Origin of the sequence: Brevundimonas variabilis, from assembly GCF_014199945.1 — a bacterium.
In the GTDB taxonomy this organism is placed as follows: Bacteria; Pseudomonadota; Alphaproteobacteria; order Caulobacterales; family Caulobacteraceae; genus Brevundimonas; species Brevundimonas variabilis.
Genome location: NZ_JACHOR010000001.1, coordinates 95067 through 120096, shown reverse-complemented (window position 1 = coordinate 120096; position 25030 = coordinate 95067). Strand labels below are relative to the sequence as shown.

The 25030-nt window shown below is 65.4% G+C and carries 26 protein-coding genes and 1 tRNA gene; 9 read left to right on the top strand and 18 right to left on the bottom strand.

What is annotated here, in order from left to right; all coding sequences use genetic code 11:
• Positions 1 to 28 precede the first annotated feature (28 nt).
• The 3 genes from GGR13_RS00555 to selD form a co-directional block, all read right to left on the bottom strand.
• On the bottom strand, positions 29 to 1333 hold the full coding sequence (locus tag GGR13_RS00555) for a dicarboxylate/amino acid:cation symporter (protein ID WP_183211519.1): 1305 nt from the start codon (positions 1331 to 1333) through the stop codon (positions 29 to 31).
• Between the two features lie 170 nt (positions 1334 to 1503).
• Positions 1504 to 2565: a tRNA 2-selenouridine(34) synthase MnmH gene (gene mnmH, locus GGR13_RS00550; RefSeq protein ID WP_183211518.1), complete on the bottom strand. Its 1062-nt coding sequence runs from the start codon at positions 2563 to 2565 to the stop codon at positions 1504 to 1506.
• On the bottom strand, positions 2562 to 3608 hold the full coding sequence (gene selD / locus GGR13_RS00545) for a selenide, water dikinase SelD (protein ID WP_183211517.1): 1047 nt from the start codon (positions 3606 to 3608) through the stop codon (positions 2562 to 2564). Before selD ends, mnmH begins: the two co-directional genes overlap by 4 nt.
• Before the next feature lie 425 nt (positions 3609 to 4033).
• Here selD and rpoD point away from each other — a divergent pair, with 425 nt between their 5' ends.
• Complete coding sequence (gene rpoD / locus GGR13_RS00540) at positions 4034 to 5980, top strand: RNA polymerase sigma factor RpoD (protein WP_183211516.1); 1947 nt, start codon at positions 4034 to 4036, stop codon at positions 5978 to 5980.
• Between the two features lie 264 nt (positions 5981 to 6244).
• Here rpoD and GGR13_RS00535 read toward each other — a convergent pair whose 3' ends face one another.
• The 4 genes from GGR13_RS00535 to GGR13_RS00520 form a co-directional block, all read right to left on the bottom strand.
• Positions 6245 to 6496 (bottom strand): hypothetical protein, encoded by a 252-nt coding sequence (locus GGR13_RS00535; RefSeq protein WP_183211515.1) that lies wholly within the window; start codon positions 6494 to 6496, stop codon positions 6245 to 6247.
• A gap of 72 nt (positions 6497 to 6568) precedes the next feature.
• Positions 6569 to 6916, bottom strand: a complete 348-nt coding sequence (locus GGR13_RS00530; protein ID WP_183211514.1) for a DUF1428 domain-containing protein — start codon at positions 6914 to 6916, stop codon at positions 6569 to 6571.
• A gap of 39 nt (positions 6917 to 6955) precedes the next feature.
• A complete protein-coding gene (locus GGR13_RS00525) occupies positions 6956 to 7420 on the bottom strand; it encodes an SRPBCC domain-containing protein (protein WP_183211513.1) in 465 nt (154 codons plus the stop codon).
• 5 nt (positions 7421 to 7425) lie between these two features.
• On the bottom strand, positions 7426 to 7857 hold the full coding sequence (locus GGR13_RS00520) for a VOC family protein (protein WP_183211512.1): 432 nt from the start codon (positions 7855 to 7857) through the stop codon (positions 7426 to 7428).
• Positions 7858 to 7926: 69 nt separating this feature from the next.
• Here GGR13_RS00520 and GGR13_RS00515 point away from each other — a divergent pair, with 69 nt between their 5' ends.
• A complete protein-coding gene (locus GGR13_RS00515) occupies positions 7927 to 8613 on the top strand; it encodes a winged helix-turn-helix transcriptional regulator (protein ID WP_183211511.1) in 687 nt (228 codons plus the stop codon).
• On the opposite strand, the gene GGR13_RS00510 is transcribed toward GGR13_RS00515, so the two are convergent.
• On the bottom strand, positions 8610 to 8819 hold the full coding sequence (locus tag GGR13_RS00510) for a flagellar hook protein FlgE (RefSeq protein WP_183211510.1): 210 nt from the start codon (positions 8817 to 8819) through the stop codon (positions 8610 to 8612). The genes GGR13_RS00515 and GGR13_RS00510 overlap by 4 nt on opposite strands.
• Positions 8820 to 8935: 116 nt before the next feature.
• Here GGR13_RS00510 and GGR13_RS00505 point away from each other — a divergent pair, with 116 nt between their 5' ends.
• Positions 8936 to 9256: an Mpo1-like protein gene (locus GGR13_RS00505; RefSeq protein ID WP_183211509.1), complete on the top strand. Its 321-nt coding sequence runs from the start codon at positions 8936 to 8938 to the stop codon at positions 9254 to 9256.
• A gap of 4 nt (positions 9257 to 9260) precedes the next feature.
• Here GGR13_RS00505 and GGR13_RS00500 read toward each other — a convergent pair whose 3' ends face one another.
• From GGR13_RS00500 to GGR13_RS00485, 4 genes are read right to left on the bottom strand one after another with little or no spacing between them, the layout of a single operon-like run.
• Positions 9261 to 9860 (bottom strand): hypothetical protein, encoded by a 600-nt coding sequence (locus GGR13_RS00500; RefSeq protein ID WP_183211508.1) that lies wholly within the window; start codon positions 9858 to 9860, stop codon positions 9261 to 9263.
• 12 nt (positions 9861 to 9872) lie between these two features.
• The gene (locus GGR13_RS00495; protein ID WP_183211507.1) at positions 9873 to 11360 is read right to left on the bottom strand and encodes a S41 family peptidase; all 1488 of its coding nucleotides are present in this window, start codon (positions 11358 to 11360) and stop codon (positions 9873 to 9875) included.
• A gap of 42 nt (positions 11361 to 11402) precedes the next feature.
• The gene (locus GGR13_RS00490; RefSeq protein WP_183211506.1) at positions 11403 to 12587 is read right to left on the bottom strand and encodes an AraC family transcriptional regulator; all 1185 of its coding nucleotides are present in this window, start codon (positions 12585 to 12587) and stop codon (positions 11403 to 11405) included.
• A gap of 41 nt (positions 12588 to 12628) precedes the next feature.
• A complete protein-coding gene (locus GGR13_RS00485; RefSeq protein ID WP_183211505.1) occupies positions 12629 to 13195 on the bottom strand; it encodes a 3D domain-containing protein in 567 nt (188 codons plus the stop codon).
• 617 nt (positions 13196 to 13812) lie between these two features.
• Between GGR13_RS00485 and GGR13_RS00480 the strand changes: the two genes are divergently transcribed.
• Entirely contained in the window at positions 13813 to 14835 is a 1023-nt protein-coding gene (locus GGR13_RS00480; RefSeq protein ID WP_183211504.1) for a phospholipase C/P1 nuclease family protein, read from the top strand.
• Between the two features lie 44 nt (positions 14836 to 14879).
• On the opposite strand, the gene GGR13_RS00475 is transcribed toward GGR13_RS00480, so the two are convergent.
• Complete coding sequence (locus GGR13_RS00475) at positions 14880 to 15632, bottom strand: SIMPL domain-containing protein (RefSeq protein ID WP_183211503.1); 753 nt, start codon at positions 15630 to 15632, stop codon at positions 14880 to 14882.
• Between the two features lie 199 nt (positions 15633 to 15831).
• On the opposite strand from GGR13_RS00475, the gene GGR13_RS00470 reads away from it, so the two are divergent.
• Both GGR13_RS00470 and GGR13_RS00465 read left to right on the top strand, forming a co-directional pair.
• A tRNA-Ile gene (locus GGR13_RS00470) sits at positions 15832 to 15904 on the top strand.
• 339 nt (positions 15905 to 16243) lie between these two features.
• Entirely contained in the window at positions 16244 to 16849 is a 606-nt protein-coding gene (locus tag GGR13_RS00465; protein ID WP_183211502.1) for an IPTL-CTERM sorting domain-containing protein, read from the top strand.
• A gap of 127 nt (positions 16850 to 16976) precedes the next feature.
• Here the strand turns inward: GGR13_RS00465 and GGR13_RS00460 are convergent, their stop codons facing one another.
• The 4 genes from GGR13_RS00460 to GGR13_RS00445 all read right to left on the bottom strand — a co-directional run bounded on the left by GGR13_RS00460 (position 16977) and on the right by GGR13_RS00445 (position 20348).
• Positions 16977 to 17432 carry a response regulator gene (locus GGR13_RS00460; RefSeq protein ID WP_183211501.1) on the bottom strand — a complete coding sequence of 152 codons (456 nt, stop codon included), beginning with the start codon at positions 17430 to 17432 and terminating at the stop codon, positions 16977 to 16979.
• Complete coding sequence (locus tag GGR13_RS00455) at positions 17433 to 18527, bottom strand: histidine kinase dimerization/phosphoacceptor domain -containing protein (protein WP_183211500.1); 1095 nt, start codon at positions 18525 to 18527, stop codon at positions 17433 to 17435.
• Between the two features lie 234 nt (positions 18528 to 18761).
• Positions 18762 to 19733, bottom strand: a complete 972-nt coding sequence (locus GGR13_RS00450; protein WP_183211499.1) for a protochlorophyllide reductase — start codon at positions 19731 to 19733, stop codon at positions 18762 to 18764.
• Between the two features lie 165 nt (positions 19734 to 19898).
• The gene (locus GGR13_RS00445; RefSeq protein WP_183211498.1) at positions 19899 to 20348 is read right to left on the bottom strand and encodes a hypothetical protein; all 450 of its coding nucleotides are present in this window, start codon (positions 20346 to 20348) and stop codon (positions 19899 to 19901) included.
• Between the two features lie 279 nt (positions 20349 to 20627).
• On the opposite strand from GGR13_RS00445, the gene GGR13_RS00440 reads away from it, so the two are divergent.
• The 3 genes from GGR13_RS00440 to GGR13_RS00430 all read left to right on the top strand — a co-directional run bounded on the left by GGR13_RS00440 (position 20628) and on the right by GGR13_RS00430 (position 24143).
• Positions 20628 to 21437: a LytR/AlgR family response regulator transcription factor gene (locus GGR13_RS00440; RefSeq protein WP_221230366.1), complete on the top strand. Its 810-nt coding sequence runs from the start codon at positions 20628 to 20630 to the stop codon at positions 21435 to 21437.
• A gap of 222 nt (positions 21438 to 21659) precedes the next feature.
• Positions 21660 to 22910 carry an amidohydrolase family protein gene (locus tag GGR13_RS00435; RefSeq protein WP_183211497.1) on the top strand — a complete coding sequence of 417 codons (1251 nt, stop codon included), beginning with the start codon at positions 21660 to 21662 and terminating at the stop codon, positions 22908 to 22910.
• Positions 22911 to 23222: 312 nt separating this feature from the next.
• Positions 23223 to 24143 (top strand): hypothetical protein, encoded by a 921-nt coding sequence (locus GGR13_RS00430; protein ID WP_183211496.1) that lies wholly within the window; start codon positions 23223 to 23225, stop codon positions 24141 to 24143.
• A gap of 187 nt (positions 24144 to 24330) precedes the next feature.
• On the opposite strand, the gene GGR13_RS00425 is transcribed toward GGR13_RS00430, so the two are convergent.
• Positions 24331 to 24756, bottom strand: a complete 426-nt coding sequence (locus tag GGR13_RS00425; RefSeq protein ID WP_183211495.1) for a thiol-disulfide oxidoreductase DCC family protein — start codon at positions 24754 to 24756, stop codon at positions 24331 to 24333.
• Positions 24757 to 25030 lie beyond the last annotated feature (274 nt).

The following is a 25030-nucleotide window of genomic DNA, read 5'->3' as shown; positions in this document are numbered from 1 at the left end:
GGGGACCGCGAAGCGGTGGAGGGGCGGCTTAAATCCCCGCTGCCGCGTCCGGGTCCGCGGTGGCGTCGCGGCCTTCGACGATGCGGGCGGCGGCGAGGTCGGCGGTGACGTTGCCGACCGTGCGGAAGATGTCGGGCACGACCTCGACCGCCAGCAGCAGGGGCAGGACCTGGATCGGCACGCCCATCGCCAGACAGATCGGTGCGATCGAGGCGAAGAAGGAGATCTGCCCCGGCAGGCCGACCGAGCCGATGCTGATGGCGATCGCAGTCAGGCCTCCGGCGATCATGGTCGGGAGCGTGATCTCGACCCCGAACAGCATGGCGCAATAGACCACGACGGCCAGGTTCGCGACCGGGCTGGTGATCCGGAACACGGCCACGGCCAGTGGCAGGACCAGTCCGGCGGTGGCCGTGGAAACGCCCAGACGCCCCACCGCGCGCTCGACCATGATCGGCAGGCTGGCCAGAGAGGACTGGGTCGAGAAGGCCACGACCTGGGCCGGGGCCACGGCGCGGGCGAAGCGGCGCAGGTCGATCCGGCCAAAGGCGATAGCCACGACATAGATCAGCAGGATCAGGCCCACACAGGCCAGCACCACGAGAGCGATATAGTGCAGCAGCACGCCTGCCGCTCCCAGACCCGCGCGCAGGCCGACCCCCAGCGCCAGGGCGAACACCCCGACCGGAGCGGCCCACAAAACCCACTGGACGATGACGATCATGGCCTGGGCCACGGCCTCGAAGAAGATGGCGACCGGCTGGCGCAGGCGGCCGGGCAGTTTGGTGGTGGCAAAGCCGAAGGCGATAGCGAAGACCACGATCCCCAGGATGGCGTCGTCCGCAGCGGCCTTGATCGGATTGGAGGGGGCGAGGCCGGCAATGAAGGCTCCGAAGCCTGCGCTCTTGGCACCGTCGGCGACGGCGGCGGCGGAACTGGCGGGAGACCCGGCGATCAGGGCCTGGGCCTCGGCCAGATCGATCGGCCACAGGGCATGCAGGCCCAGCGATGCCGCAAACGCATAGGCCGTGGCCGCGACCAGCAGCAGGGCGAAGACCACCAGCGCCCGGATGGCGAGACGCCCGGTCGCCGTGGCATCCGCGATGGAGGCGATGCCGGTGACCAGAAGCGCGAAGACCAGCGGGATGATCGTCATTCTGAGCGCATTGAGCCAGAGCTGGCCCAGGGCATCGATGCCCGCCACGGTCGCCGTGCCACCGGGAATGCCATAGGCCTGGGCCGCAGCCCCCGCCGCCAGCCCGGCCATCAGGGCCAGCAGGACACGGATACTGAGCGACGACATGACGGCGGCAGTGCGGGAGCGGGTACTCATGCCGTGACGCTAGCGGGGCTCGGGCCGATCGAACAGATGAAATGCGCCTGACCCTCTCCCGTCGGGAGAGGGCTTGAGTGCCTGAGAGCCTCAGCGATCAGTCTTGCGCGACACGGGCACGACTTGCCCCTCACCCTTTCGGCTTGGCGCATCGCTCCGCTCTGCGAGCCTCAAGCCCTCTCCCGCCGGGAGAGGGTCGCCGCGATTTCGTCGGCGGCTTTCGCGGAGGCGGCCGCAGACACGTCAGGCAGGTGGATGTCGGCGAGGCAGGCTCGGCCACGCGTCTCGGCGGTCTTGCGATAGGCCGGGTCATAGTGATGGGTGATCAGTTCGGCGACGAGGCCGGGGATGTCGCCGGACGCCGCCAGGGCCCGCCATTCGCTCAGGGTGGTGCGGGCGTGGTGACGAGGCAGGCGCGACACGGCGGTATCGAGCGCCTGAGGGTCAGCGGCGATGTCGGCATAGACGCTGACGATATGGTCGACGCGGGCGGCAGGCGGGACCACGAGATCGATCACCGGCGCGGCAGCCATGGCGGCCCACAGCATGGGCGGGATGGTCCGGGCCCCGATACGCGCGCTTTCGGCCTCGACCACGACCGGGCGGGCGGGGTCGAGGGTCTCCATGGCCGTGAACAGGCGGCTTTCGAACAGTTTCTGTGACGGCTGGCCGCCCGGTATGGCTCCGAACAGCGAGCCGCGGTGCCGGGCCAGGCCCTCGACATCCAGGGTCTGAATGCCGCGCTCGGCCAGAAGGGCCAGCATCGGCGTCTTGCCCGAGCCCGTCGGGCCGTCCAGAAGCACGACCGGTCCGGGCACAGGCTGGTCATAAAGGGCGGCCACGACCGTCCGGCGCCAGGTCTGGTAGCCGCCTTCCAGCACGGTGACGGGCCAGCCCACCTGATCCATGACTGTGCCCATGGCTCCCGACCGCTGGCCCCCGCGCCAGCAATAGACCAGGGGCTGAAACGATCCGTCGCGGTCGCCCAGCGCGGTCTCCAGATGCGTTGCGATGTTGCGCGCTACCATCGCAGCACCATGGCGTCGGGCGAGGAATTTGGACCGCAGCACATATTCGGTGCCCACGGCGATCCGCTGGGCGTCGTCGAGCACCGGCAGGTTGATGGCACCGGGCAGGTGATCGAGGGCGAACTCGGACGGGCTGCGCACATCGATGATGGCGTGAAACCCGGCGCGGGCTGCGGCCGACAGATCGGTCGTGCGCCGGATCATCCGCCCAGGACGCGCAGGCCGACGGGGCCGTCGACGACCCGCCCGATGATCTCTGCCTGATGAAACCCGGCCTCGCGGGCGAGGGTCAGGACCGCATCGGCCTTTTCGGCTGCGACCGAGATCAGCAGGCCCCCCGACGTCTGGGGGTCTGTCAGGATGTCGCGGCGAAAGGCCTCGTAGGCCGTCGGCAGGTCGAGGAATTCGCCATAGCTGTCGAGATTGCGGGTCGAGGCCCCGGTGCGGACCCCGTCGCGGGCGAGAGCCTCGACACCGTCCAGAAGGGGCAGGGCGGTGGTGTCGATCTCGATCGCCAGACCCGAACCGCGCGCCATCTCCAGCGCATGACCGGCAAGACCGAAGCCGGTGACATCGGTCACGGCATGGACGCCCGCCATCCCCGACAGCGCCGCACCGATGCTGTTCAGCTGCGTCGTCGAGGTGATCAGGGCGGCGTAGCCTTTGGGGGACAGGCGTTCCTGCTTCAGGGCCGCGCTGAAGATGCCGACGCCCAGGCCCTTGGTCAGGATCAGGACGTCGCCGGCCCGGGCTCCACGGTTGGTCAGCACCCGGTCCGGATGGACGAGGCCCAGCGCGACCAGGCCATAGATGGGCTCGACGCTGTCAATCGAATGGCCGCCGGCGACCGGTATGCCCGCTGCCGCACAGACCGAGGCCCCGCCTTCGAGGATACGGCCAATGGTCGCGGTCGAAAGCTGGCCGACCGGCATCCCGACCAGCGCGAGGGCCAATATCGGGGTCGCGCCCATCGCATAGACATCCGACAGGGCATTGGTCGCGGCGATCTGTCCGAAATCGAACGGGTCGTCGACCACGGGCATGAAGAAGTCCGTCGTCGCCACCAGGGCCTGATGGTCGTTCAGCCGCCAGACGGCTGCATCGTCCGAGGTCTCGGTTCCGACCATCAGGTTCGCGAACAGCCCGGCCTGCGGCATGCCGGCCAGGATCTGGCGCAGCACCGAAGGCGAAAGCTTGCATCCGCAGCCCCCGCCGTGGGCCAGCGACGTCAGTCTGGGTTCGGACATTGAAGTCGCCTCGCGCCATCGATCCGGCCGGGATCGCGATCCGCCATACGCCCTGACAGGCCGCCGGTTCAACGCATCCCGTGTCGCGCCCTTGACTTCGAGGGTCCTCGCCGCCATTTCGGGCAATCGGATCACGATGCTTAAAGCGTGAGGTATAGGCGGCGGCGGCATGGCCCGGCGCGCCGTTCCTGGCCGCAAATGCGCCCCTCGCCAGGCAGATCCGGGACCCCGCGGCCTGTGCCGCCTCCGCTTCCGGTGATTCGGAGGCGGGAGCGGAGCCTTGGAGCGGGGTCAGCCAGAAGACACGAAATCGAGGTGATGCGACCGTTTCGTAACGAACGAACCGGGTCCGCGTTGTCTTTTTTTGATGCGTTGCAAAATTGTCGAAGGGCCTGCCCGCCCCGCCGACACGGAGACCATACTTGATGAGTTCGCAAGCCGAGACCCAGGACACCGAAGCCCAGTCCGACGGACCGCTTCTCGACCTGACCGATGCCGGGGTCAAAAAGTTCATCAAACAGGCCAAGGCGCGTGGCTATGTGACGATGGAGGAACTGAACAAGGTCCTGCCGTCCGAAGAGGTCACGCCCGACGCGATCGAGGACACGCTGGCGATGCTGTCCGAGATGGGCGTCAATGTCGTCGAGGCCGAGGAAGACGCCGCCGAGACCACCGGCGGAGAGGTTGCTGAGCGAGCAGAAACGCAAATTTCTGATGAAAATGCAAAGCCTACCTACGATCGGACCGATGACCCCGTTCGCATGTATTTGCGGGAGATGGGCTCCGTCGAACTGCTGAGCCGCGAGGGCGAGATTGCCATCGCCAAGCGGATCGAGGCGGGTCGCGATGCGATGATCAGCGGGCTGTGCGAGAGCGCGCTGACGTTCGAGGCCATCATGGTGTGGCGCGACGAGCTGGCGAACAACCGCATCCTGCTGCGCGAGATCATCGATCTGGACGCCACCTATGGCGTGATCAATCCGGCGTCGCTGCCGCACAACCAGCCTCCGGCCGCCGAGCCGGGGCCCGCGCCGTCCTCGCCCGAGGGCCTGGCCGAGAAGCCGGACGCCGAGGACGACGAGGACGAGGATTTCGACGACGGCGGCGGGATGTCGATCTCGGCACTGGAAGCCGAGCTGCGCGACGGGGTCATGGAGATCCTGGACGCCATTGCCGGCGATTTCGACGCCTTCCGCAAGCTGCAGGAAAAGCTGGTCGAGACCCGGCTGCAGGGCGTCGACCTGAGCGCCAAGGACCGCAAGGCCTACGAAACCCTGTCGGCGGGCATCTCCGGCCGTCTGAAGACGGTCAAGCTGAACAACAACCGGATCGAGGCGCTGGTCGAGCAGTTGTATGCGATCAACAAGCGGCTGATCGGTCTGGAAGGCCGTCTGCTGCGTCTGGCCGACAGCTACGGCATCAGCCGCCCCGAGTTCCTCAAGGCCTATTTCAGCAAGGAACTGGACCCGAACTGGTCCGAGAACGTCAAGGCCATGGGCGTGCGCTGGACCAAGTTCAGCGAGAACGAAGCCGGCCAGATCGCCAGCATCCGCAATGACGTCGCCGCCGTAGCCGTCGAGGCGGGCCTGCCGATCGACGACTATCGCCGCATCGTCCAGACCGTCCAGAAGGGCGAGCGCGAGGCCCGTCAGGCCAAGAAGGAAATGGTCGAGGCCAACCTGCGCCTGGTGATCTCCATCGCCAAGAAATACACCAATCGCGGTCTGCAATTCCTTGATCTTATTCAGGAAGGCAACATCGGCCTGATGAAGGCGGTCGACAAGTTCGAGTATCGCCGCGGCTACAAATTCAGCACCTATGCGACCTGGTGGATCCGTCAGGCGATCACTCGCTCGATCGCCGACCAGGCGCGGACCATCCGCATCCCGGTCCACATGATCGAGACGATCAACAAGATCGTCCGGACATCGCGCCAGATGCTGCACGAGATCGGCCGCGAGCCGACGCCCGAGGAACTGGCCGAAAAGCTGGCCATGCCGCTGGAGAAGGTCCGCAAGGTCCTGAAGATCGCCAAGGAGCCCATCAGCCTCGAGACCCCGATCGGCGACGAGGAAGACAGCCACCTGGGCGACTTCATCGAGGACAAGAACGCCATCCTGCCGATCGATGCAGCGATCCAGTCCAACCTGCGCGAGACGACGACCCGCGTGCTGGCCTCGCTGACGCCGCGCGAGGAGCGGGTCCTGCGGATGCGCTTCGGCATCGGCATGAACACCGACCACACCCTGGAAGAAGTCGGCCAGCAGTTCAGCGTGACCCGCGAACGCATCCGTCAGATCGAGGCCAAGGCCCTGCGCAAGCTGAAACACCCCAGCCGATCGCGGAAGCTGCGCAGCTTCCTCGACAGCTAATTGAGACCTTAAAGCTCAGGGATCAGGGCCGCTTCCGGAAGGGGCGGCCTTTTTTCTGGTTTCGTCATTCCGGGCGCAGCGCAGCGGAGACCCGGAACCCAGCGGCGCCGTAGCGCTGCGAAGGCGAAATGTTTCAGCGAGTCCGAGGCGACAGTTTCGCGCCCTCGCGCGCCTCCCCCGGTCCGGATTTCGCCCGGCCGGAGGATGACGAGGAGTCCCCCGGTTCCGCTTCGCGGTCGGAGGATGACGATTGGGCTTGAATGACTACTGCGGTGTCTGTTCGGTCGCGGCAGGGGCAGCAGCGGGGTTGCCAGTGGAGGCGCCGGGGATGCCGCCGCCCTGGGTGGTGACGTCGCCGATGGAGGGCTCGATCGCGCCGGTGGTCTCGTTCTGGCCTTCGGGCATGGTGGCGGGGGTTTCGGGCGCGGCGGACTGCTCCGGGGTCTCGGCATTGTTGCAGGCCGCGAGCGTCAGGGTGGCGCAGGCGAGGGCGGTCAGGGTCAGGGCGGACTTCATCGGTGGCTCCAGGAACAGACGGCGGTTGCCCAAGACAACCGCCGTTCGTCCGAAGTGTTCCCGACGGCCGGATCAGCTCTGGAAGATGGGCTCGAACCCGCCCCACATCATTCGCTTGCCGTCGAAGGGCATGTCCATGTCGGCGAAGCCCGGGTCGTCCTGCATCATGGCAAAGCAGGCATCGGCCGTGGCGCGGTCGGGCCATTTCACCCAGGACAGGACAACCACCTCGCCAGGCTCGAGCTTCACCGCCAGGTCGAAGCCGGTGACCTTGCCCGGGGGAATATCCTCACCCCAGGTCTCGACCTGTTCGAGGGCCCCGTATTTCTGGAACAGGGGCCAGGATTTTTCGGCCGAGGCGATGTAGCGGGCCCGGTCTTCGTTCTTCACGGGGGTCAGGAAGCCGGTGATATAGGCCATCTAATTCTGCTTTCTCTTGATGCGCTGACGCTCGCAACGTCAGCCAGGGACGTTCGACTCGATAGCAGTCTCGGCCAGTTGATCGGCGACTTTGCCCCACCCCTGTTCGAACCCCATGTCGCGATGGGTGGCAGCGGCCTTTTCGTCCCAGTGGCGGGCGCGGGCGGTATAGCGGGTACCGTCACCCTCGGGCTCGAAGGTGTCGATGCGGACGAAATTCATCTCGCCCGGCTGCGGCGTCCAGCCTTCGGTCATGGCCCCGGTCGAGACGATCCGGGTGTGTGGCACGATCTCGAGGAAGACGCCGCGATAGCTGTGTTTCTCGCCCTCGGGCGAGGACATGACCACGTCCGCCCGCCCGCCGGGCCGCAAGTCGAAATCCACCTCCGTCGTCCAGGGGCGCGGGGTGAACCAGTCGGCGGTCCGCTTCGTCCAGGCCGTCCAGACGGCCTCCGGCGGGGCGGCGATGAAGCGGGTGACGGAGAGTTCGCTGGAGGCGGTCATGGCGGTCAGGCGGTCCCTTCGGCTTCGGTGGCACCTGCAGCGGCGGCCGGGTCCATCCACATGATCTCCCAGATGTGGCCATCGGGATCCTCGTAGGAGCGGCCATACATGAAGCCACCATAGTCCTGTTCCGGGGTCGGGTCCGGGATGCCGCCCGCCTGGACCGCCGCTTGGAGCTGCGCCAGGACGGCGTCCTTCGACTCGCAGGACAGGCAGAGCAGGGCGTGGACGCTGGAGCGGTCGCCGATCGGGCGGGCGGTGAAGCTGGCGAATTTCGGATGCGTCAGCAGCATGACGTAGATGGTCTCGGAAATGACCATGCAGGCGGCGGTTTCGTCGCTGAACTGAGGGTTCCGGGTGGCCCCGACGGCCTCGTAGAAGGCCACCGACGTCGCCAGATCGGCGACGGGCAGGTTGATGAAGATCATGCGGCTCATTGGCGTCCTCTCCGTCGTCTCCGTCGTCGTTCTTGCCAGTGAAGCCCTCGATGGTTATCTTTGTCAACGATGAAGTCAGAAAAAGTAACCAAAGCGCGGCGCTGGTATGACGACGCCTGCGGGACGGCCCATGCGCTGGAGCTGATCGGCGAGCGATGGTCGCTGATGATCGTGCGCGAGATGATGTACGGGCCAAGACGGTTCGGCGATATCCGCGCGGCCCTGCCGGGACTGAGCGCCAACATCCTGACCCAGAGGCTGGAGACGCTTGAGCAGCACGGGATCGTCGTGCGGTCGAAACTGCCGCCCCCCGCTGCGGTTCAGGTCTACGGGCTGACCGCCTGGGGGTATGAGGCCGACCAGCTGCTGATGGTCATGGGCAACTGGGCCGCGCGGTCGCCGGGTCATGACCCGACCCTTCCGCTGTCGAATACGTCACTGATGCTGTCGTTCCGCACCATGTTCCAGGCCGATGTTGCAGGCGACACGGCCATGACCGTCGGGTTCCGTCTGGGCGAGGAGACCTTCCAGGTCGTCATCATGGACGGGGTCCTGACCCCCGAACGGACCGGGGTCGGGTCTGCCAACATCGTGTTCACGACCACGCCGGAGGCCATGGCAGGCTTCGTCTACGGCAAGGTACCGCTCGAAGCGATGGAGGCGACGGGGGCCATCAGGATCACCGGAGACCGGTCTGCGGCCCTGGCCTTCCAGACCTTCTTCACTTTGCCACCCCGGGCGGACAGGCCAGCCTAGGCGAGCAGGTCCAGCAGGGTGCCGGTGGTCTCGCTGGCCGAGCGCAGGACCGAGACATTGGCCTTGAGGGCGACCTCGGCCTTGATGCGTTCAACGGCTTCCTCGGCCAGATTGTTCAGCGGCGCGTTCGCGGTGCGGCGGGCGCTGGCATCGAAGCGGGCAGTGGCATCGGCGATGCCGACGGCGGCGATGGACATGGCCGACATGGCGGCGGCTCCTGTGGCGAGAGGGCCAGTCTGGTGCATCAGGCTTAACCCGGGGTGCAGGGATGTGGTGAACGCCGCACCTTGCCAGCTCTGCGGTTCTGGGGGCTAATCCAGCCATGACCCAGACGTCCAGCGAAAGTGGCCGGTTCCAGAGCTTTGCGGCCTTCTACCCCTATTACATCCACGAGCATTCCAACCGGACCTGCCGCCGCATCCATGTGGTGGGGTCGGGGCTGGTCATCGTGGCGGCAGTGCTGGGGGTCCTGGTCAGCGCCTGGTGGTTCCTGGCGATGCCGGTGATCGGCTACGGTTTTGCCTGGGTCGGGCATTTCTTCTTCGAGAAGAACCGGCCGGCGACGTTCAAATATCCGCTGTGGAGCCTGATGGGCGACTGGCGAATGTTCTTCGAGACGGTCACCGGCCAGAGGAAATTCTGACCCTTCATTCGGTAACGCGGGTCAGCCGTGTCTGGTTGCGGAAGGCCCAGGCCGCGTCGTCGGCGCCGACCGGACGAACATCCTTGACCGATGTCAGGGTCAGGCCGTCGAGGGTCTCGGTGACCCGGATGTCTGCGGGCGCATCACCATCGATGCCGACCGTGCGATAAACGACCGTCCAGTGAGTCCCGTCGCGGACATCGTGGACGCTCATGGTCTCGACCAGCGGTTCCACCGGGCGACCGGCACGGAAGGCGGCCGAGGTCACTGTCGCCGCCGCGCGATCGTCCAGACTGACCGTGGTGATCCACACCGGCTTGTCCGGGCCGTCATCGAACAGGGAGCGGCGGATCAGGGTCAGACCGTCCGGCAAGGCCTCGATGGTCGTGGTGACCGGTATCTCGAACAGCCGGTTCGACTGGTAGTCGCGGTATCCCAGCGCGCCCGACCAGCGCCCGACCAGCGACAGGCGCAGGTCCGTGGGAGACGGGGTGTCGGCCTGCGCCTCGACGCGGGCATTCGAAGCGGAGGCGGGGGATGCATGGGCCTGTCCCGTACCGAGGACAGCGAGGACGGCGAGGCAGGTCAGGGCGCGGAAGATCATGGGGGTGTCCGATCAGCGGGAGAGAATGTGGGCGGTGGCGGCGGCCATCTGGGGATCCAGGCCCCGGGCGATGTCCCGTGCCGTCGTGGACACGGCCAGATCGGGCAGGATGGCGGCATCCGGCTGGGGCGTGAGCGGGAAACCGGCGATCAGGGGCAGGTCGACCTCGATCCCCGATGTCGGCAGCCGCAGAAAGGCAAAGGCCCCGCCGTTGATGCCGCGCCGGTTGCCCCCGGTCGTCTGGCCGATCAGGGTCGCGAGACCGTTATCCTTCACGGTGCGGCAGAAGGCGAAAGTGGCCGAGCTGGTGGAGGCGTCACAGATGACGGCAACCGGGCCCGCGAAACGCTGCCCTTCGGCCCGGATGACCGTGTCGCTGGCCCCGTCGCCATCGCGAACGAGGCGGAAGAATCCGGGGCGCTCGTCCGAAGCGACCGCCTGATCGCCCCAGTCGAAGAAGCTGCGATCCCAGGTGTCGAGATGGGGCAACAGGGCCTCCGGGGCCTTGCGATAGCGGACCCACGACGGATCGCGGGGCAGGGCGAGGTCGCGCACAAGCAGTCGCGACAGGATGATGTCGCCGCAGTCCGCGCCGCCCTCGTTGCCACGCAGATCGACGATCAGGCCGCGGCTCTGGCTGGACGCCAGAGCGTCCATGACGCCCGCCAGCCAGGCCTTCCAGTCGAAGGTGGAGTTGTAGAGGCCCCAGGTCGGCATGGTGAGGCGCGCAATGCCATCGTCGCCCGTGGCCAGGGTCCAGGGATTGGCATCCGGTGCGGTGCTGGCCGATGCAGGCAGGCCGGCCTGGCGCTGGGTCAGGGTGAACAGCGGCGCGGCGACGACGGTGCCGTCGGCCAGGGTGAAGCGGGCGCTGTCGCGGACAGGCAGGACAAGCGGCAGGTGGATGTCGAAGGTTTCGTATCGATCCTCGCCCCTGACCTCCATGAGGCTGATCCGCTTGCCGATACTGGTGCCATCCGCACGGGCCAGCGGGATCAGTCGCGCCAGCAACTCGGAGGTCGGCACGCCATCGATGGCGGTGATGATCGTGCCCGGAGCGAACCGGCCCTGACCCTCGTCGTCATGGGTCACGACCATGGCGCTGTCGATCCAGCGAAACCGGAAGGGCACTAGCGCGCGATCGGGATACAGCCGGTCCCGCACCACGGCACGGGCATTGTAGGGGTTGGGATAGGTGTGACCGCACTGGACCGATGCGGTGACCCGGCTGAGGGCCAGGAAGCGCTGGCGGAAGGTCGCCGGCGCGGTCCAGGCGAGGGCCAGGTCATCGAGCCGGGCCGTGATCTGGTCCGGCGTGCTGTAGCGATACAGGCCCGGGTGCAGGGTCTGCCAGGCCGACCGCAGGATCGCGACATCGTCGCTCCAGTCATCGGACACGAGGTTGTCGTCGGTCCGCGCGAGGGCTGACCCGGGGATCGCGGCACTCGCGACGAACGCTGCGGAAAGCTGGCACAGCTGACGGCGGTGTAACAGGGTCAAACGGGACGCTCCTCTGGATCAAGGTCCCGACGTTGCAGGGGATCACGCGTCGGCGCGCCTCAGATTCGGGGCTGCGTGTTCAAATTCATGATCTGAGACGCGGGACCGGGCCTCCTGCCTGTAGCGCGACGGTGCCGTGCCGTAGCGCGCGAGGAAGGCCCGGTTGAAACTGGCCTTGGAGGCAAATCCCATTTCGAAGGCCAGATCCAGGAGGTCTGCCGACGGCCGGGCGGTCAGGGCCTGGGCCACCGCCTCGGCTCTCAGCCCATTCACGAAGACAGAGAAATTGACGCCGAGGCCCGTGTTGATCGCCCGGGACAGTCGGCCGGTATTGGTGCCCAGATATCGCGCGAGGCGGGGCAGGCTCAGCTCCGGCTCGCGCCACCACCCGGCTTCGCGCGTCCGCCCCGCATAGTCGGCGGCGATGGCAGGCCAGTCCGGTTCCGCCGCGGCCGATCCACGGGCGTCCTCGGGGTCCGAAAAACGGACTGTGACAGGACCCCGCCGGAATCGCAGCCCGGCGTGACGCCATCCCTCGACCCCCAGCAAGACGCCGATCACACCGACCGCCATGTGGAGGCCGAAGAACTCGAAATAGTCGAAGCCAGACAGCGCGTGCCATCCCTGCCAACCCGCCCAGAAGACCGTGGTGACGAGCATCGCGGCAAGGATGCGGCCAAGCCAGCGTGCGGCGTATCGCTCATCATCGCTCCGCTCATCCGCCAGGCCAGCTCGGAAGCGCCGCAGCAGCCTGAGGGCGGCGGCGGAGTAGGCGACGAGGCCCAGCAAGACTCCGATCGAGAAGACGGGAGAGACCCAGGGTCCATCGACCACGTCTGCCCAGGCCATCTTGGTGTCGAACGGCAGCAGAAAGGCGATCGCCATGTAGCCGAGCTGGGCAAATCCCGGGGCCAGATGCCATCGCCATCGGGCCGGCAGGCGCCCTTCGATCAGGGCATAGGTATAGCCGTACAGCAGCGGGGCGAGGAAAAGCGGGAGCGCGAAGGGCGCAAAGGTCAGGCCCTTCCAGGCGTCATAGGCTCCGGCAAAGCCGATCGTATAGGGCGTCACAACCCCCGTCGCCACGAGGAGAAATGCCGCGAGCAGGCGGTTTGCGGTTCGATTGACGTCCTGGGTCGACAAAGCGACGGCGAAGGCCAGCATCTGCACGCTGAGCGTCAGCAGAAGCGCTGTTCGCCAGCCAAAGGTCAGTCCGAAATCCCCCATCGGGGAGACGCTAGCGCCTTAACGGCGCGGCGACAAAAGCGTCAGTTGGACGCGTTCTGCCAGGACGGCGGGCAGCCGTCGAAGCGGCCGGCGTCGGCGATGCTCAGCGTGCGCATGTTGAGGCGCATGGCGGGCTGCATCGAGCCGCGGCCGTGGCCGGTGTAGAGGTCGATCTTGTTGCCCTTGATCGCGCCGCCGGTATCGGAGGCGTACCAGTAGCCATCATGCGTCGAGCCATCGGCCATGCGCAGGCCGACCGTCTCGCGGATGAACAGGCGGGTGCGCCGAGGGATGACACGGGGATCGGTGGCCACCGTGCGCATGGGCACAGGACGGCATCCGAGCGAATCGTTGCCGGTCGCGCCGCCACCACCTGCATGATACAGCCGGGCCGAGGCGCGCCAGGCCGGGTCGCCGTTCATCAGGGCAGAGCGCTCGGCATCCAGTTCCACGGTTTCGGCATCGGTGCCGCTGGAACCATTCGCTGCGACGGTAGTTTCGGAAGCAGCCCGCTCTATCGCGACGACTGTTTCGTAGGCGACCGGTTCACCCATGGCCGGATAGGCAAGGGCGATGATTGCGGCGAAGGCAGCGGCTGCGATGCGCATGTGTGTGCTCGTGGCGACACTGGCCACGAACGCTGCCAGCACCCTGCGTGTCGTTGAACATTGTGGCGAAAAGGTGTCATGCCGCGTCTTGTCCCCAGACGGGACAGTTTCGTCATCATTCGAAACAGTTACATTGGTAAATGACGTGGCAACGCTGGTACGAGCGAAAGCTGTATTCACAGTCGTCGATTACGTTTCTTGGGTCTGATGCTGAGAGCGCTATACGATATTCGTACACATGTTGTCTTGGCGCCGAAGAAAAGGGTGGCGGATCCTCAAGCCATAAAAGGTAATACGTCCGGCCCAATGGTGGTCCATCTCTGCAGCGCGTTCAAGACAAACGGAAAAATCGGGACGCAAGGCAGGGTCCCTCCCGTCGGGAGAGGGCTTGAGGCTCGCAGCGCGCAGCGATGCGCCAGCCGAAAGGGTGAGGGGCTCACTTATGGCCAGGTGCCCCTAACCCTTTCCCGCAAGACTGATCGCTGTCGCTCTCAGGCGCTCAAGCCCTCTCCCGCAGGGAGAGGGCTGGTGATTCGGATGTTGAAATGCCGCTCGACGCCGCGGCCACATGGATTTAACCGGGCGGGCAGTCTCCGGTTTCCTGAAGGTTCAGTGCCATGAAGCGTCTTGTTGTTGCCGTCGTCGCCCTGGCCGCCGTGGCCGGGTCCAGTGGCCAGGTCACCGCCTGGGGAAATACCGGGCACCGGATGATCGGGGTGGCAGCCGTTCGGGCGCTGCCTGACGACCTGCCGGCCTTCCTTCGCACGCCGGCGGCTGCGGCCGAGGTCGGTGAGCTGTCGCGAGAGCCGGACCGCTGGAAGGGTGCCGGCCAGCCGCACGATCGCGAGCGCGACACGGCCCACTTCGTCGACATGCTGGACGATGGCTCGGTCATGGTCCCGGGCGGACCCAAGATCGATGCCCTGCCCGAGCTGAAATGGCAGTTCGACGCGGCTCTGCTGGCAGCAGGGTCGAACGTCAATGCGGCGGGCTATCTGCCCTATGCCATCATGGACGGCTACCAGCAGCTGGTGCGGGACTTTGCCTACTGGCGGGTGCTGAATGCGGCCGCGGGGCGCGAGACCGATCCGGGCAGGCGGGCCTGGTATGCCGAGGACCTGGCGCGGCGCGAGGCCCTGCTGCTTAGGGACCTGGGTGTGCTGAGCCACTATGTCGGTGACGCCGCGCAGCCGCACCACACCACGATCCACTACAACGGCTGGGACCGCGACACCCCCAATCCCGAGGGGTTCACCACCTCTCGCCAGACCCACGCCATGTTCGAGGGGGCCTTCGTTTCGAGGACCGTCCGGATGGATGGCGTCGTGGCGGCGATGCCCGGACCGTCGCTGGACGGGTTCGATCTTCGCGTCCGCACCGCGACCTATCTGAAGGCGACCCTGGCGACGGTGACGCCCTTCTATGCGCTGGAGAAGGCGGGCGGCTTTTCGGAGAGCGATCCCCGCGGCGCGGCCTTCGCGACGCAAAGGATCGCAGCCGGGGCAGCGGAACTGCGGGACCTGACGACCCTGGCGTGGCGGGCTTCCAAGGACGTCTCGATCGGCTGGCCCGCCGTGAAGGTGGCCGAGGTCGAGGCCGGCACGGCCGATCCCTGGGTGGCGATGGTCGGAGAAGACTGAGCCGGTTGGCCCTTCCCCCGGTCGGGAGAAGGGCCGGACGGGCTCTAGCGGCCGATGTCGTAGACGCCGGTGATGTCGATCCGGACGACCATCTCGCCGGCGCTGACCGGTGTGGAGGCATCCGACGCCATGGCCTCGGCACGCATTGCATACATCGGCATCGGCGGCTGAGGCGCATAGCCACCACCTTCGCTCAGCGACCGGATCGAGCCCAGCGGAGTGCCCAGCGCCTGGGCATAGAGCTGTGCCTTCGACTGCAGGGCCTGGACGGCGAGCACGCGCGCCCGGTCCTCCGCGGCCTTGGGATCAACCAGACCAAAGGCGATGCCGTCGATCTGGTTGACGCCGGCGGCGACCACGGCGTCGGCCGTGGTACCGACCTTCGCGAGATCCAGGATGCGGACGGTCACGCGGTTGCTGGCCTGATAGCCGCGCAGTCGCGGCGGCTCGTTCTGCACATAGTCGTACTGGGCCGACAGGTTCAGGCCCGAGGTCTGGACGTCGCGCTCGGCGATACCTGCACGGCGCACGGCGGCGACGACCTCGGTCATGCGGGTGGCGTTCAGGGCCATGGCCTCGCGGGCGGTGGCGGCTTCGGTCACGACGCCGAAGGTGATGGTGGCCATGTCGGGGCTGACCCGGACCTCGCCCGAGGCGCTGAGGTTCAGGGCGGGCAGGGGGGCCATGGCGTGCATCGGCATGGGGGCCGGGGCGGGCGCGGTCTGGGCCAGCGCAGCGGGCGCCGACAGGGCCATCAGGGCCGAGCCAAGCATCACGGCGGGAAGGGTTCGGGTCATTGTCGTGTCTCCATCAGGCGATCCGGTCCGGTCTATGCCGCCGGACCCATGGCGACACCGTGACGGTTGTCGGCTGAATGCCGTGCCATGCGGGATGACAGGTTCCGTTCATCGGGATGACATCGCCGACAGGTGGACGGGCACCAGCCCCTTTCCCGTGCGCGCACGGCCTGCTAGGCCGTCGCCTCTTCCCCACCGGGGGCCCGTAGCTCAATGGTTAGAGCCGACCGCTCATAACGGTCTGGTTGGGGGTTCGAGTCCCTCCGGGCCTACGGTGCGGCAGGAGACAGGGCAGGGGACAGGCTCCGTCGGTGACAGCCGGGACCCTGGATCTCAGACCGGCACCCTGCAGATCATTACAAGCGGAGAGGGCTTCAGGCCCGGGGATCGAAGCGGCTGTCTCCGAGACATAGCCTGGAACATGAGCGTTCTGGCTGTCTCAGGTGCCATGGCGCTCGCCCTGCAAGGATGAGCTACCCCAGAGTGTGCAGCGGGCCTGTCGATCTACCCTGGAGAGAAAAATACTTGACGCCATCTCAGGTTCAATTAGTTCAGTCCTACACGCATAGATTTTCCATGAATGTCTGTCGAGGGGCATAATGACATCCACCATGAGCCGTCGTTTCCGCGTCAATGCGGGGATTATCCTTGTCGCGCTCTGCGTGGGGCTGGGTCTGGCCACGACCGCTTCCGCCCAGACCATTTCGCAGACCGTCGGGACAGATACCTTCAACCCCGTGTTCGGAGGTCAGTCGTTCACGGCGACCCTGACAGGCACGGTCACGCAGATTGCAGTCAGGCCGACCTCCGATGTGGCGACGACCCTCAGCGTCTACGACGGCACGGGCACGGGGGCTGCGGGTGGGGCGGGGGTCCCTGTCTCTTCCCAGGCGGTCAACCTCGTCACGACCCTTTCGCCCGATTTCCAGATCATCACCCTGGACACTCCGCTTCCGGTGACGGCTGGACAGACCTACAGTTTCGCAGTGAACACGGGGAGTCTGGCGGCGAGCCAGGCCGCAGATCCCTACCCGGATGGCGTGCTGTTCTCCAACGGTACGACAACCATCCCTGCGGCCGATGCGGTCTTCCAGATCTATGAAGTGGTCACGCCCACCGCCGTCCCAACCCTTTCGGAGTGGGCCATGATCCTGTTCGGTCTCGTGCTGGCCGGCAGCGCGGCGCTCCTTATCCGGCGGCGACAGGTCGTGGCCTGAGGTTCGGGCTTCGCCTGACCCGATCGTTGTCTTTCTCGCGCTTGGCGAGGGCGGTGTCGGTGTCTGAATCCTTACAGCCGTTTGTACAGCGGTCCCTGTTCGACCGGGTGGCACCTTGCGGCGCAGGTCAGGCGATGTTCCAGGCCTGTCCGATCTGGGGCGACGCAGAGAAGCTCAGCGGTCTGTCCATGGTGGGGGGCGGGTCCGAGAGGCCCTGTTCGATGAACTGCATCGCGGCCATGAGCCCGGATCGTGAGAAGGGTTTGGCGATGACGCCATGGGCCCCCAGAAAGTCGTCGGGAATCATCCTCGGATTGGCTGTCACGAACACGACGGCGGTATCGGGCCAGCGAGCCTTGAGCCGCGTGCAGACGTCCAGTCCGCTGGAGTTCTCCGCCAGCTGGAGGTCCACAAAGGCGACGTCCGGACACAGCGTCTGTGACAGGGCTTCGAACTCCGACAGGGATGCGGCCTCGCCGACGACGGCGTGCCCGGCATCCTCGATCATCGCCTCCAGGTCCATCACGAGCAACGCTTCGTCCTCTACGATCAGCACGTCGAACGGGCGTTGAGGGCGGGGCATCTATCCGCTCACCGGGAATTCCAGCACCACGCGCGTGCCCGGATTGGCCGGAAGCCAGCGCGCCTCGCCGTCGATCTGCCTGACGAGGCGACTGATCAGGGTCTTGCCAAGGCCATTGTTCGCGGTGGCAACGATACCCGGTCCGTCGTCCTGGATCACGATCCGCCCCCGTCGCTGCGACTGTGTAGCGGTCACCTTCAGTGTCCCTTCCCGGCCATCCGGAAATCCGTGCTTCACGGCGTTGGTCAGCAATTCGTTGACGACCAGGCCGACGGCGGAAGCATGGGCCGAGGGGATCATGATCGGCTCGACATCAACCTCGACGGCAATATTGGCCCGGCCGGACGATCCGATGACGTCGGCGGCCAGGGTTTCGACAAAGGCCCCCGCATCGAAGGTCGTTATGTCGTTGGACTGATAAAGACGACGGTGGACCGTCGCCAAGGCATCGACCCGCTCCAGCATCGAGTTCAGCGTCTGGCCCAGCGACGGGTCCGGCAGGGATCGTGCCTGAAGCCGCAGAAGAGATCCGATCATGGTCAGATTATTCTTCACGCGGTGGTCCACCTCGTGAAGCAGCAGGGTCTTGGAGGCGAGGGCTTCTTCCAGGTCGGCGGTGCGGAGGGCCACCTCGCGGTCCACGAGTGCCTTCTGCTTCTCGACGAACCTCTGGGCCTCGACCCTGTCGGTCACGTCGAGTTGGGATGCGAAGAAATAATCGACCTGGCCGGCATCGTTCCGGACAGGGCTGATGAAGAGCGCATTCCAGAAGGTCGTACCGTCCTTGCGATAGTTAAGCAGGTCGACCTGGATGTCGTGCTCCTCGGCCAGCGCGCTGCGGATGTTCGCGACAGCCTCGCGCGAGGTGTCCGGGCCCTGAAGAAAGCGGCAGTTCTGCCCGATGATCTCGTCACGCTCGTATCCAGTCAGGTCCTGGAACGCCTTGTTCGCGAAGACGATGGGATTGTCGGGCAGGCGGGGGTTGGTGATGACCATGGCCATCCGGGTGCCGCGGATCGCAGCGGCAAAGGGATCACCGCGACCCACCTTGTGTTCCACGACATCGGTCAGATGCCAGTCGTCTTTCTGTTTCATCGGCATCCTCTCGATAACCGAGCGAAACGCCGGCGGATCTGCGACCTTCGTTTACGCTTTAGGTAAGGTTGACCAAGGGGTTGGATCAACCGCCCCAAAAATCGGCACCCTGCACAGCGCACCGAGAGGCATCAGGTTCCCGACAAACTGTGCCGTGTGAACGGTGGCCTTTTCGGGGGCGTGATAGACAAGCCCCGTATCAATGACCCTGAGCTCCGTCGCCTTGCCGCGCGATCAGGCTGGGAGGCCCACCATGGCGCAGCTGTAGTCCCAGAGGCGCGTGCCCAGCTCATGGCGCGTCGCCTTCGAGGACAGCGGCTGGGCGAAGGGCTGACTGTCGGCCCTCTGCCGGTTGCCCCAGCTCCAGTGGTTGCCGGAAGCGGCGAAGGCCGGATCGATGACGACCTGGGCCACCCGGTCACCGGACAGCGCCTGGGTGACATAGCCCTTGGTGATGGTCTTCTGGAACCAGGGAAAGATCGACTGGAACAGCGGGGGCGTGTCGCGAAACAGGGCGGTGTCGGCCACGCATCCGGGATACAGGGTGCTGAACACGATGCCCGTGCTGTCGTGATAGCGGCGATGAAACTCGCGGCTCATGATCATGTTGCACAGCTTGCTGTCCTTGTAGGCCTTGCCGGCCTTGAACGGCTTGCCGTCAATCATCGCGACGGGGGCCTTGAAGCCGGCGGCGAGGCCGTCGAGCGTGCCAAGGTCGGCGGGGGCGGGGATCGGCACCTTGCCGCCGAATTCCTCGGAGTTGGCGGTCACCGTGCCCAGGGTGATCAGGCGCGGCGTGGCCCCGGTGGCCTTCTGCAGTTCCGGCAGGAGCAGATGCGACAGCAGGAAATGTCCCAGATGGTTGGTCGCGACGCTGATCTCATAGCCCTCGGGTGACCGCTGCGGTTCCTTCAGCAGCGGCAGATAGACGGCGGCATTGCAAACCAGGGCTTCCAGCGACCGTCCGGTTGCCTGAAAGGCCGTCACGAAGGCCCGGACGCTGGCCTGGGACCCGAGATCCAGATGCAGGATCGAGAACCGGCCCTCGGGAATCCCTACGGCCGAGGCCGCACGGGTGGCCTTCGCCAGGTCGCGGCAGGCCATGACGACGTGCCAGCCCCGCTCGGCCAGGGTCAGGGCGCTGTACAGACCCACGCCGGACGAAGCACCCGTGACGATGACGGTCGGAATCGGGTGGTTGCTCATCGTCTCGGTCGTGACCCTGTCGGTGGAAACCCGGTTGCCAAACGCTAGGATGGTTCGGCGAGAAGCGCACGGGGATAGAAGCGCGTTTTCAGACGATCGGGGGATGCGGACCGCTGAGGACGGTCGCGCAACGCGCACACGCGTTCCCGACTCCGCCGAGCTTCACTAATGGCGGGGATTACGCGCCAGCGATCGCGCGGCCTCGAGCGAAGGCACCGTCACCAGGGAGCCAATCTTGCCGGCGCAGAACTCCGGCAGGAGGTCGCTTTCGACTTCCATCAGGGTTGGCGAACGGTGCGGTTCGGCGACGTCGACGCGCTCGACAACCTGACCATCGTTCAGCCGGACCCGCTGCAGCCGACGAAACGTTCCCTGAGCGCAATCATACTCGTTGTGAAAACCGAAGGCGACGTCCGGGGTCGCAGCATTGGATGTCACGTCCCACGACCAGGCCCGAATCCGAGCGGCCCCGACCCTTTCCCCGGGCGACACATAGACACCGCCGCCGCTGCGCTGGCTCCAGACATGAAGCGTGCCCTCGCCGACCGGATCTTGCGCGGCAAGAACGCCGGGGAATACGGCCCAGACCAGCAGGGCCGGCAGAAAAGAGGTCATGACATGCCCCATGGCTTTGCGATGAGGCCAGAAACACGTCAGGTCGCCATGGCCTGGAAACGCTCATACCGGCAAGCGCGCGGTAAGGGAACGCAGGGCCCCGTTTCGTTCATTGGCGATGTCCGCTTCAGCCCACTTGACGATTGTTGCAGTCCGAAGAACCTGAGCGAAAAAACAGACGCAAAGTTGTAGCGATCAACGCCCCCGACATCTCTCTTGCACCGAACCGAGCCGCGAGCCACGGTCCGGTGACAATCACATCCAGTGGAGAACGGGGGATTGACCGACAGCAGGGCGCTGAGTGCCAAGCCACTATGGGATTCGCGTCTCCTTTGGTTTGCGGGGGTGATGCTGACCGGACTGGCCTACACCCTGATATTTTCGCTGACGCGCAACCAGCCTATTTTAGACAGTTTGCGGGCAGCCGGACTGAACTGTGCCTCCTTGGCGGCTTCCGTTATCGCCGCACGGGCTGTGCTGCGACGCTGGCTGATAGGGCTTGATGGACCCGCGCTCTGGGTTTCGCATCTTGCACTCGCGGCAGCTTTCTCGGTCACTTGGGCCTGGCTCCTTTTCGTCGTCACCGGAATAGCCACGTCAGGCTCAGCGACCCGCTTCAGCGTCACGCCTTTCCTTCAAGGCCCCGCTCAGCTTTGGCAGATGATGCAGGGTCTGTTCGCATACGCTGCAGTCGCAGCCCTGACCGTCCTTGAATGCAGGCCAGGACAGGCCTTGCTCGTGATCGACAATGCCGCTCCAGATTTCAGCGAGCGCTTCTTGTTGAAGGCCAATGGTGATGTCTTGTCACTGATGGCGAGCGACATCGTCAGCGTCATGGGCGCAGATGACTATGCTGAAATCGTCACGCTGAAGGGCAACCACCTCGTCCCCACGACACTGGCGGCATTGGAAGCGGCTCTGGATCCCCGACGGTTTGTGAGGGTTCACCGCTCGACCATTGCAAATCTCGATCATGTTGTGAGGGCCGAGCCCGTTGGCGGAGGTCGATTGAGCCTGTCCATGGTTGCGGGACCCAACCTGTCGGTAAGCCGGACTGGAGCGAGGCTTCTGCGAGAGAGAGCGCTCTGACGACCGTTCGCCAGATGGGGCATGTCCGTTCGCCGATTTCGATGAATCGGCTACGGCAAACCGGTTAGCGCGATGGCGCTTCCAGTCACCCGCCAGACCCAAGTCCTTCGTAGTTCGCACCGATCCCATACAATGTTTCGACATTTGGCCCGACCAGATCGGCGGCCGGATTGAGCATCATCTGTGTGGTCGGCCGCCCAACGTCAGAAATCAGACACTCGAATGAAATTCACAGTCGCAATAGCTTTTGCTCTGGCCGCTGCCCCTGCCATGGCGCAGCCTCAACAGACCGTTTATGAGCGTGGGCAGGTCTGGACCGGCACAGGCTTTCAAGAACGCACACTTGTCGTCCAGGACGGACGGTTCATAGACCCCGCCTCTGTTCTGCCTGATGCATCGCGTGTCGCCCTTCGGGGCCAGTATGTCACCCCCGCCTATGCCAACGCACACGCGCATGTGACCCAGGCGTCGCAGGCATCGTCCAGCGGCTACACCGACGTCGGGGTCTTCTATGTCTGGAACCCCAACACCGTAACGCTTGATGAAAGAACCCGCAGCTTTTTTGGAAGCCCCGGTCAGTTCCGTGTGAAGGTGGCTCAAGGCGGCATTACGGAGCCCGGGGGCCATCCAGAAAAGTTGTATGTCGATGTGCTGGGACCCGTCATCTATGGCGGACGACCCCGTGAATGGTTCCTCGGCAATGCCTTCCACTACGGGCGGACCGAGGCGGAGATCAAAAGCTCGCTGTTGATGCTGAAGCGCCAGGGCGCAGACTTCGTGAAAATCTACCTGCTCCGGTCAGAACAATACGCTGTCCTGCAGAACGACCCGAATGCTTACGGAGCGAAAGGGCTGAACCCCGCAAATGTGCCATTCCTGGTGCAACAGGCTCATTCGATGGGCTTGCCAGTCATCGCTCATCTGGAAACCGCTCACGACTTGAAAGTGGCTGCCGAGGCGGGCGTGGATTACGCTGGCCACCTGCCCGCTTATGGCGGGTTACCCTCCGATCCCGAGGCAGTGAGACTAACGCCGGAGATCGCGCGCTTGGTTGCTCAGTCAGGAATGAGGGTGATCCCGACTTACGCCCTGGCGAACGGTGGTGATCAACCGAACGCAAGCCTGAGCGATGAAGTCCAACGAACGGTCGAGATCCAGACGGAAAATCTTGCGTTACTGCGCCAGGCCGGAGTGCAAATTCTGATCGGGACTGACGGATTCAATCAGATTTTCACCGAGGCCGAGCATCTTGTTCGGGAAAATGGCCTGTCGCCACACGCCGTTGCGACCATGGTCTTCGATACCGGGCCTGTGCTTTTCCCCGAACGAAGGATCGGCTGTTTTGAACCGGGCTGTGAAGCGGATTTTTTGGTGCTTGAAGCCGATCCGACGGCCGACATAAGCGCCCTGCGACAGATCAGAAGGACTGTTCTTGCTGGTGTCGAACTTCCAAGACCTTCGGTTGTTCCTTGAATCGCTCCGAGCGGAAGCGCCTCAGAAAAAGTCCTCATGTCGCACGACTTCCAGTGCCGTTGCCTCAAAGCCCGGGGGTTTCGGACTAGGTGATGCAGGCGGCCCCGCTGGCTATGGCGGGGCTGTTTCAAGGTCCGCTTCCCACCCCCGGCGGCAATCCGGAGACACCGCTTTCGGCTTTGCCCAAGGCCGGGTGCGGCCCAACCGGCGCGGCTGGGATGCCCACTGAACCGCCGAAAATGGTTCTGCGGCTCAGCTTGACCGATGGCCTTTTGCGCGCGCTAGATGAGGATCTTGCAACCGGAGCGCGCCATGCTTGTCCTAGCCCTGGTTTCCGCCGTGATCCTTCAGGACGCCCCGGTCGCCTATCCGCCGACGCCGCAGCAGTTTCGCGGCCGGACGTCGGGTTTCGTTCAGGGGACGCTGAACGTGGCCGCCGGCGAGCGTGCCACCCTGCGACTGAACGCCGATGGCACCTATGACCTGGTGGGTGTCGACCGGATCGCGGTGGGAGACGTCCTGCCGCCGGCGGAGGGATCGACGGGGACGATCAACGGCGCCGAGGCCGGAACCCTGAGGTTCGGCCTGCATGCGCGGCAGGATATTGGTTCGGTGCTCAAGGTCGAGAATGGCCAGACCCAGGGCCTGGGCTACGCCGGGTACGTCGTGCGGTACGTCGGTGGACAGGCCCGTGGCCCCGAAGCTACGTCGGTATGTACCGTCCCTCCCGGCATGGTCACTTATGAACACTGGCCCGAGCCCGTGATCCAGGTCGTGGTCGGGGGGCTGCGGCGATCGGACGACACCGTCCCGACCTGTCCCCCGCACCGCGACGCTGCGCCGACCGTCGCGGAGGATGCCCTGAGTCCCGAGGGTGAACGCCTCGGGCGGTATTCGACCCTGTTCGCGCTCTGCGAGCCCTATTACGCCGTCGATCTCGCGGCGGGGCGCCGCCTTGCCGACGATTTCGTGCGGCGATCGACCGAGGCGGGCTGGACGTCTCAGCGTCGCGCCAGCGCCTATGCGCGCGGGCGTGACCTGGAGCGCGCCGAAGTCGGTGTGAGCATGGACCGAACGGGTGTGACCCGGCAGGCGGCGCGGCGACATCTGCGCGACCTGTACCCGCGCCTGAAGACCCGCTGCCAGGACCTGGCGCAGCAGGTGCCCGGGTCCGTCTCCGACGTCGAGGCGGGCAACCTGCGCCTGGACGCGGCTGCAAGGCGCTATCGATAGGCTAATGGGATCGCGTTCAGGGCCGGGCAAAGGATGCAGAGAGCCCTCGTCGGTGGTTTTCGCAACCAGCATGTCCAGGGTTCATCGCCTGTCTGCCCGGCGATGAGGCACCTCCCTTCACCAACTCTGGCGCTCTGGGTTCAGCAGAGGGTTCAGGCGGCCGCTTGAGACGCGATCCCTGCAACGCTCACAGGATCCTGTTGCGATACTCGGACGGGGCGACCCAGCAGATCGAGCGCCTGCCGAACAGCCGATAGCGGTTCCGGGCGACCCATCGATAGAGCGGATCGCGCAGGCGGGTGGGCACGATCCGCAGAAACACAAGCGCCTTCCACGGGAACCCCAGCGCTTCGTAGATACTCAGGACCGCATCGCTGTCCTGTCTGACCCTGTTTCCGTCCACGACCAGCATCGTACTCGGGTCGCTGGGGTCCATGCCGTGCTGCCGATAGAGCGCAGCTCCTGTCTCGCCCTGCATGGACGCCAGCCGAAAATGGCCTCGCCGGTCGTTCTTCAGCACAAACTGGGCGTTTGCAGAACAGAGGACGCATTCCGCATCGAACAGAATGATCGGACCGCCGCCGCCAATCCCAGATTGTTCAACCGCTACCATTCTGCAATCCTGGCATGGTACCTGTTGCGAGTTCGCTACGGGATCACCCCTGCGACAATCCTGCGTTCGCGGCGTTCTGCGCAGGGTTGGAAGGACAGGGCAGGTGGGCGCAATCTCTTGGCACCCCTGTCCGTTATTGACGCGCAGCCGCCCTTGGCGATCTCATCGTCACGGGACTGCCCGCGCCTGGCGGTCCATCGGCACGAAAATCTTCTTCGTTTCGTCGCCTTGCCTGTCGAGGGTCGAGACCCTGTTTCCTGTCCCTCATGACCCA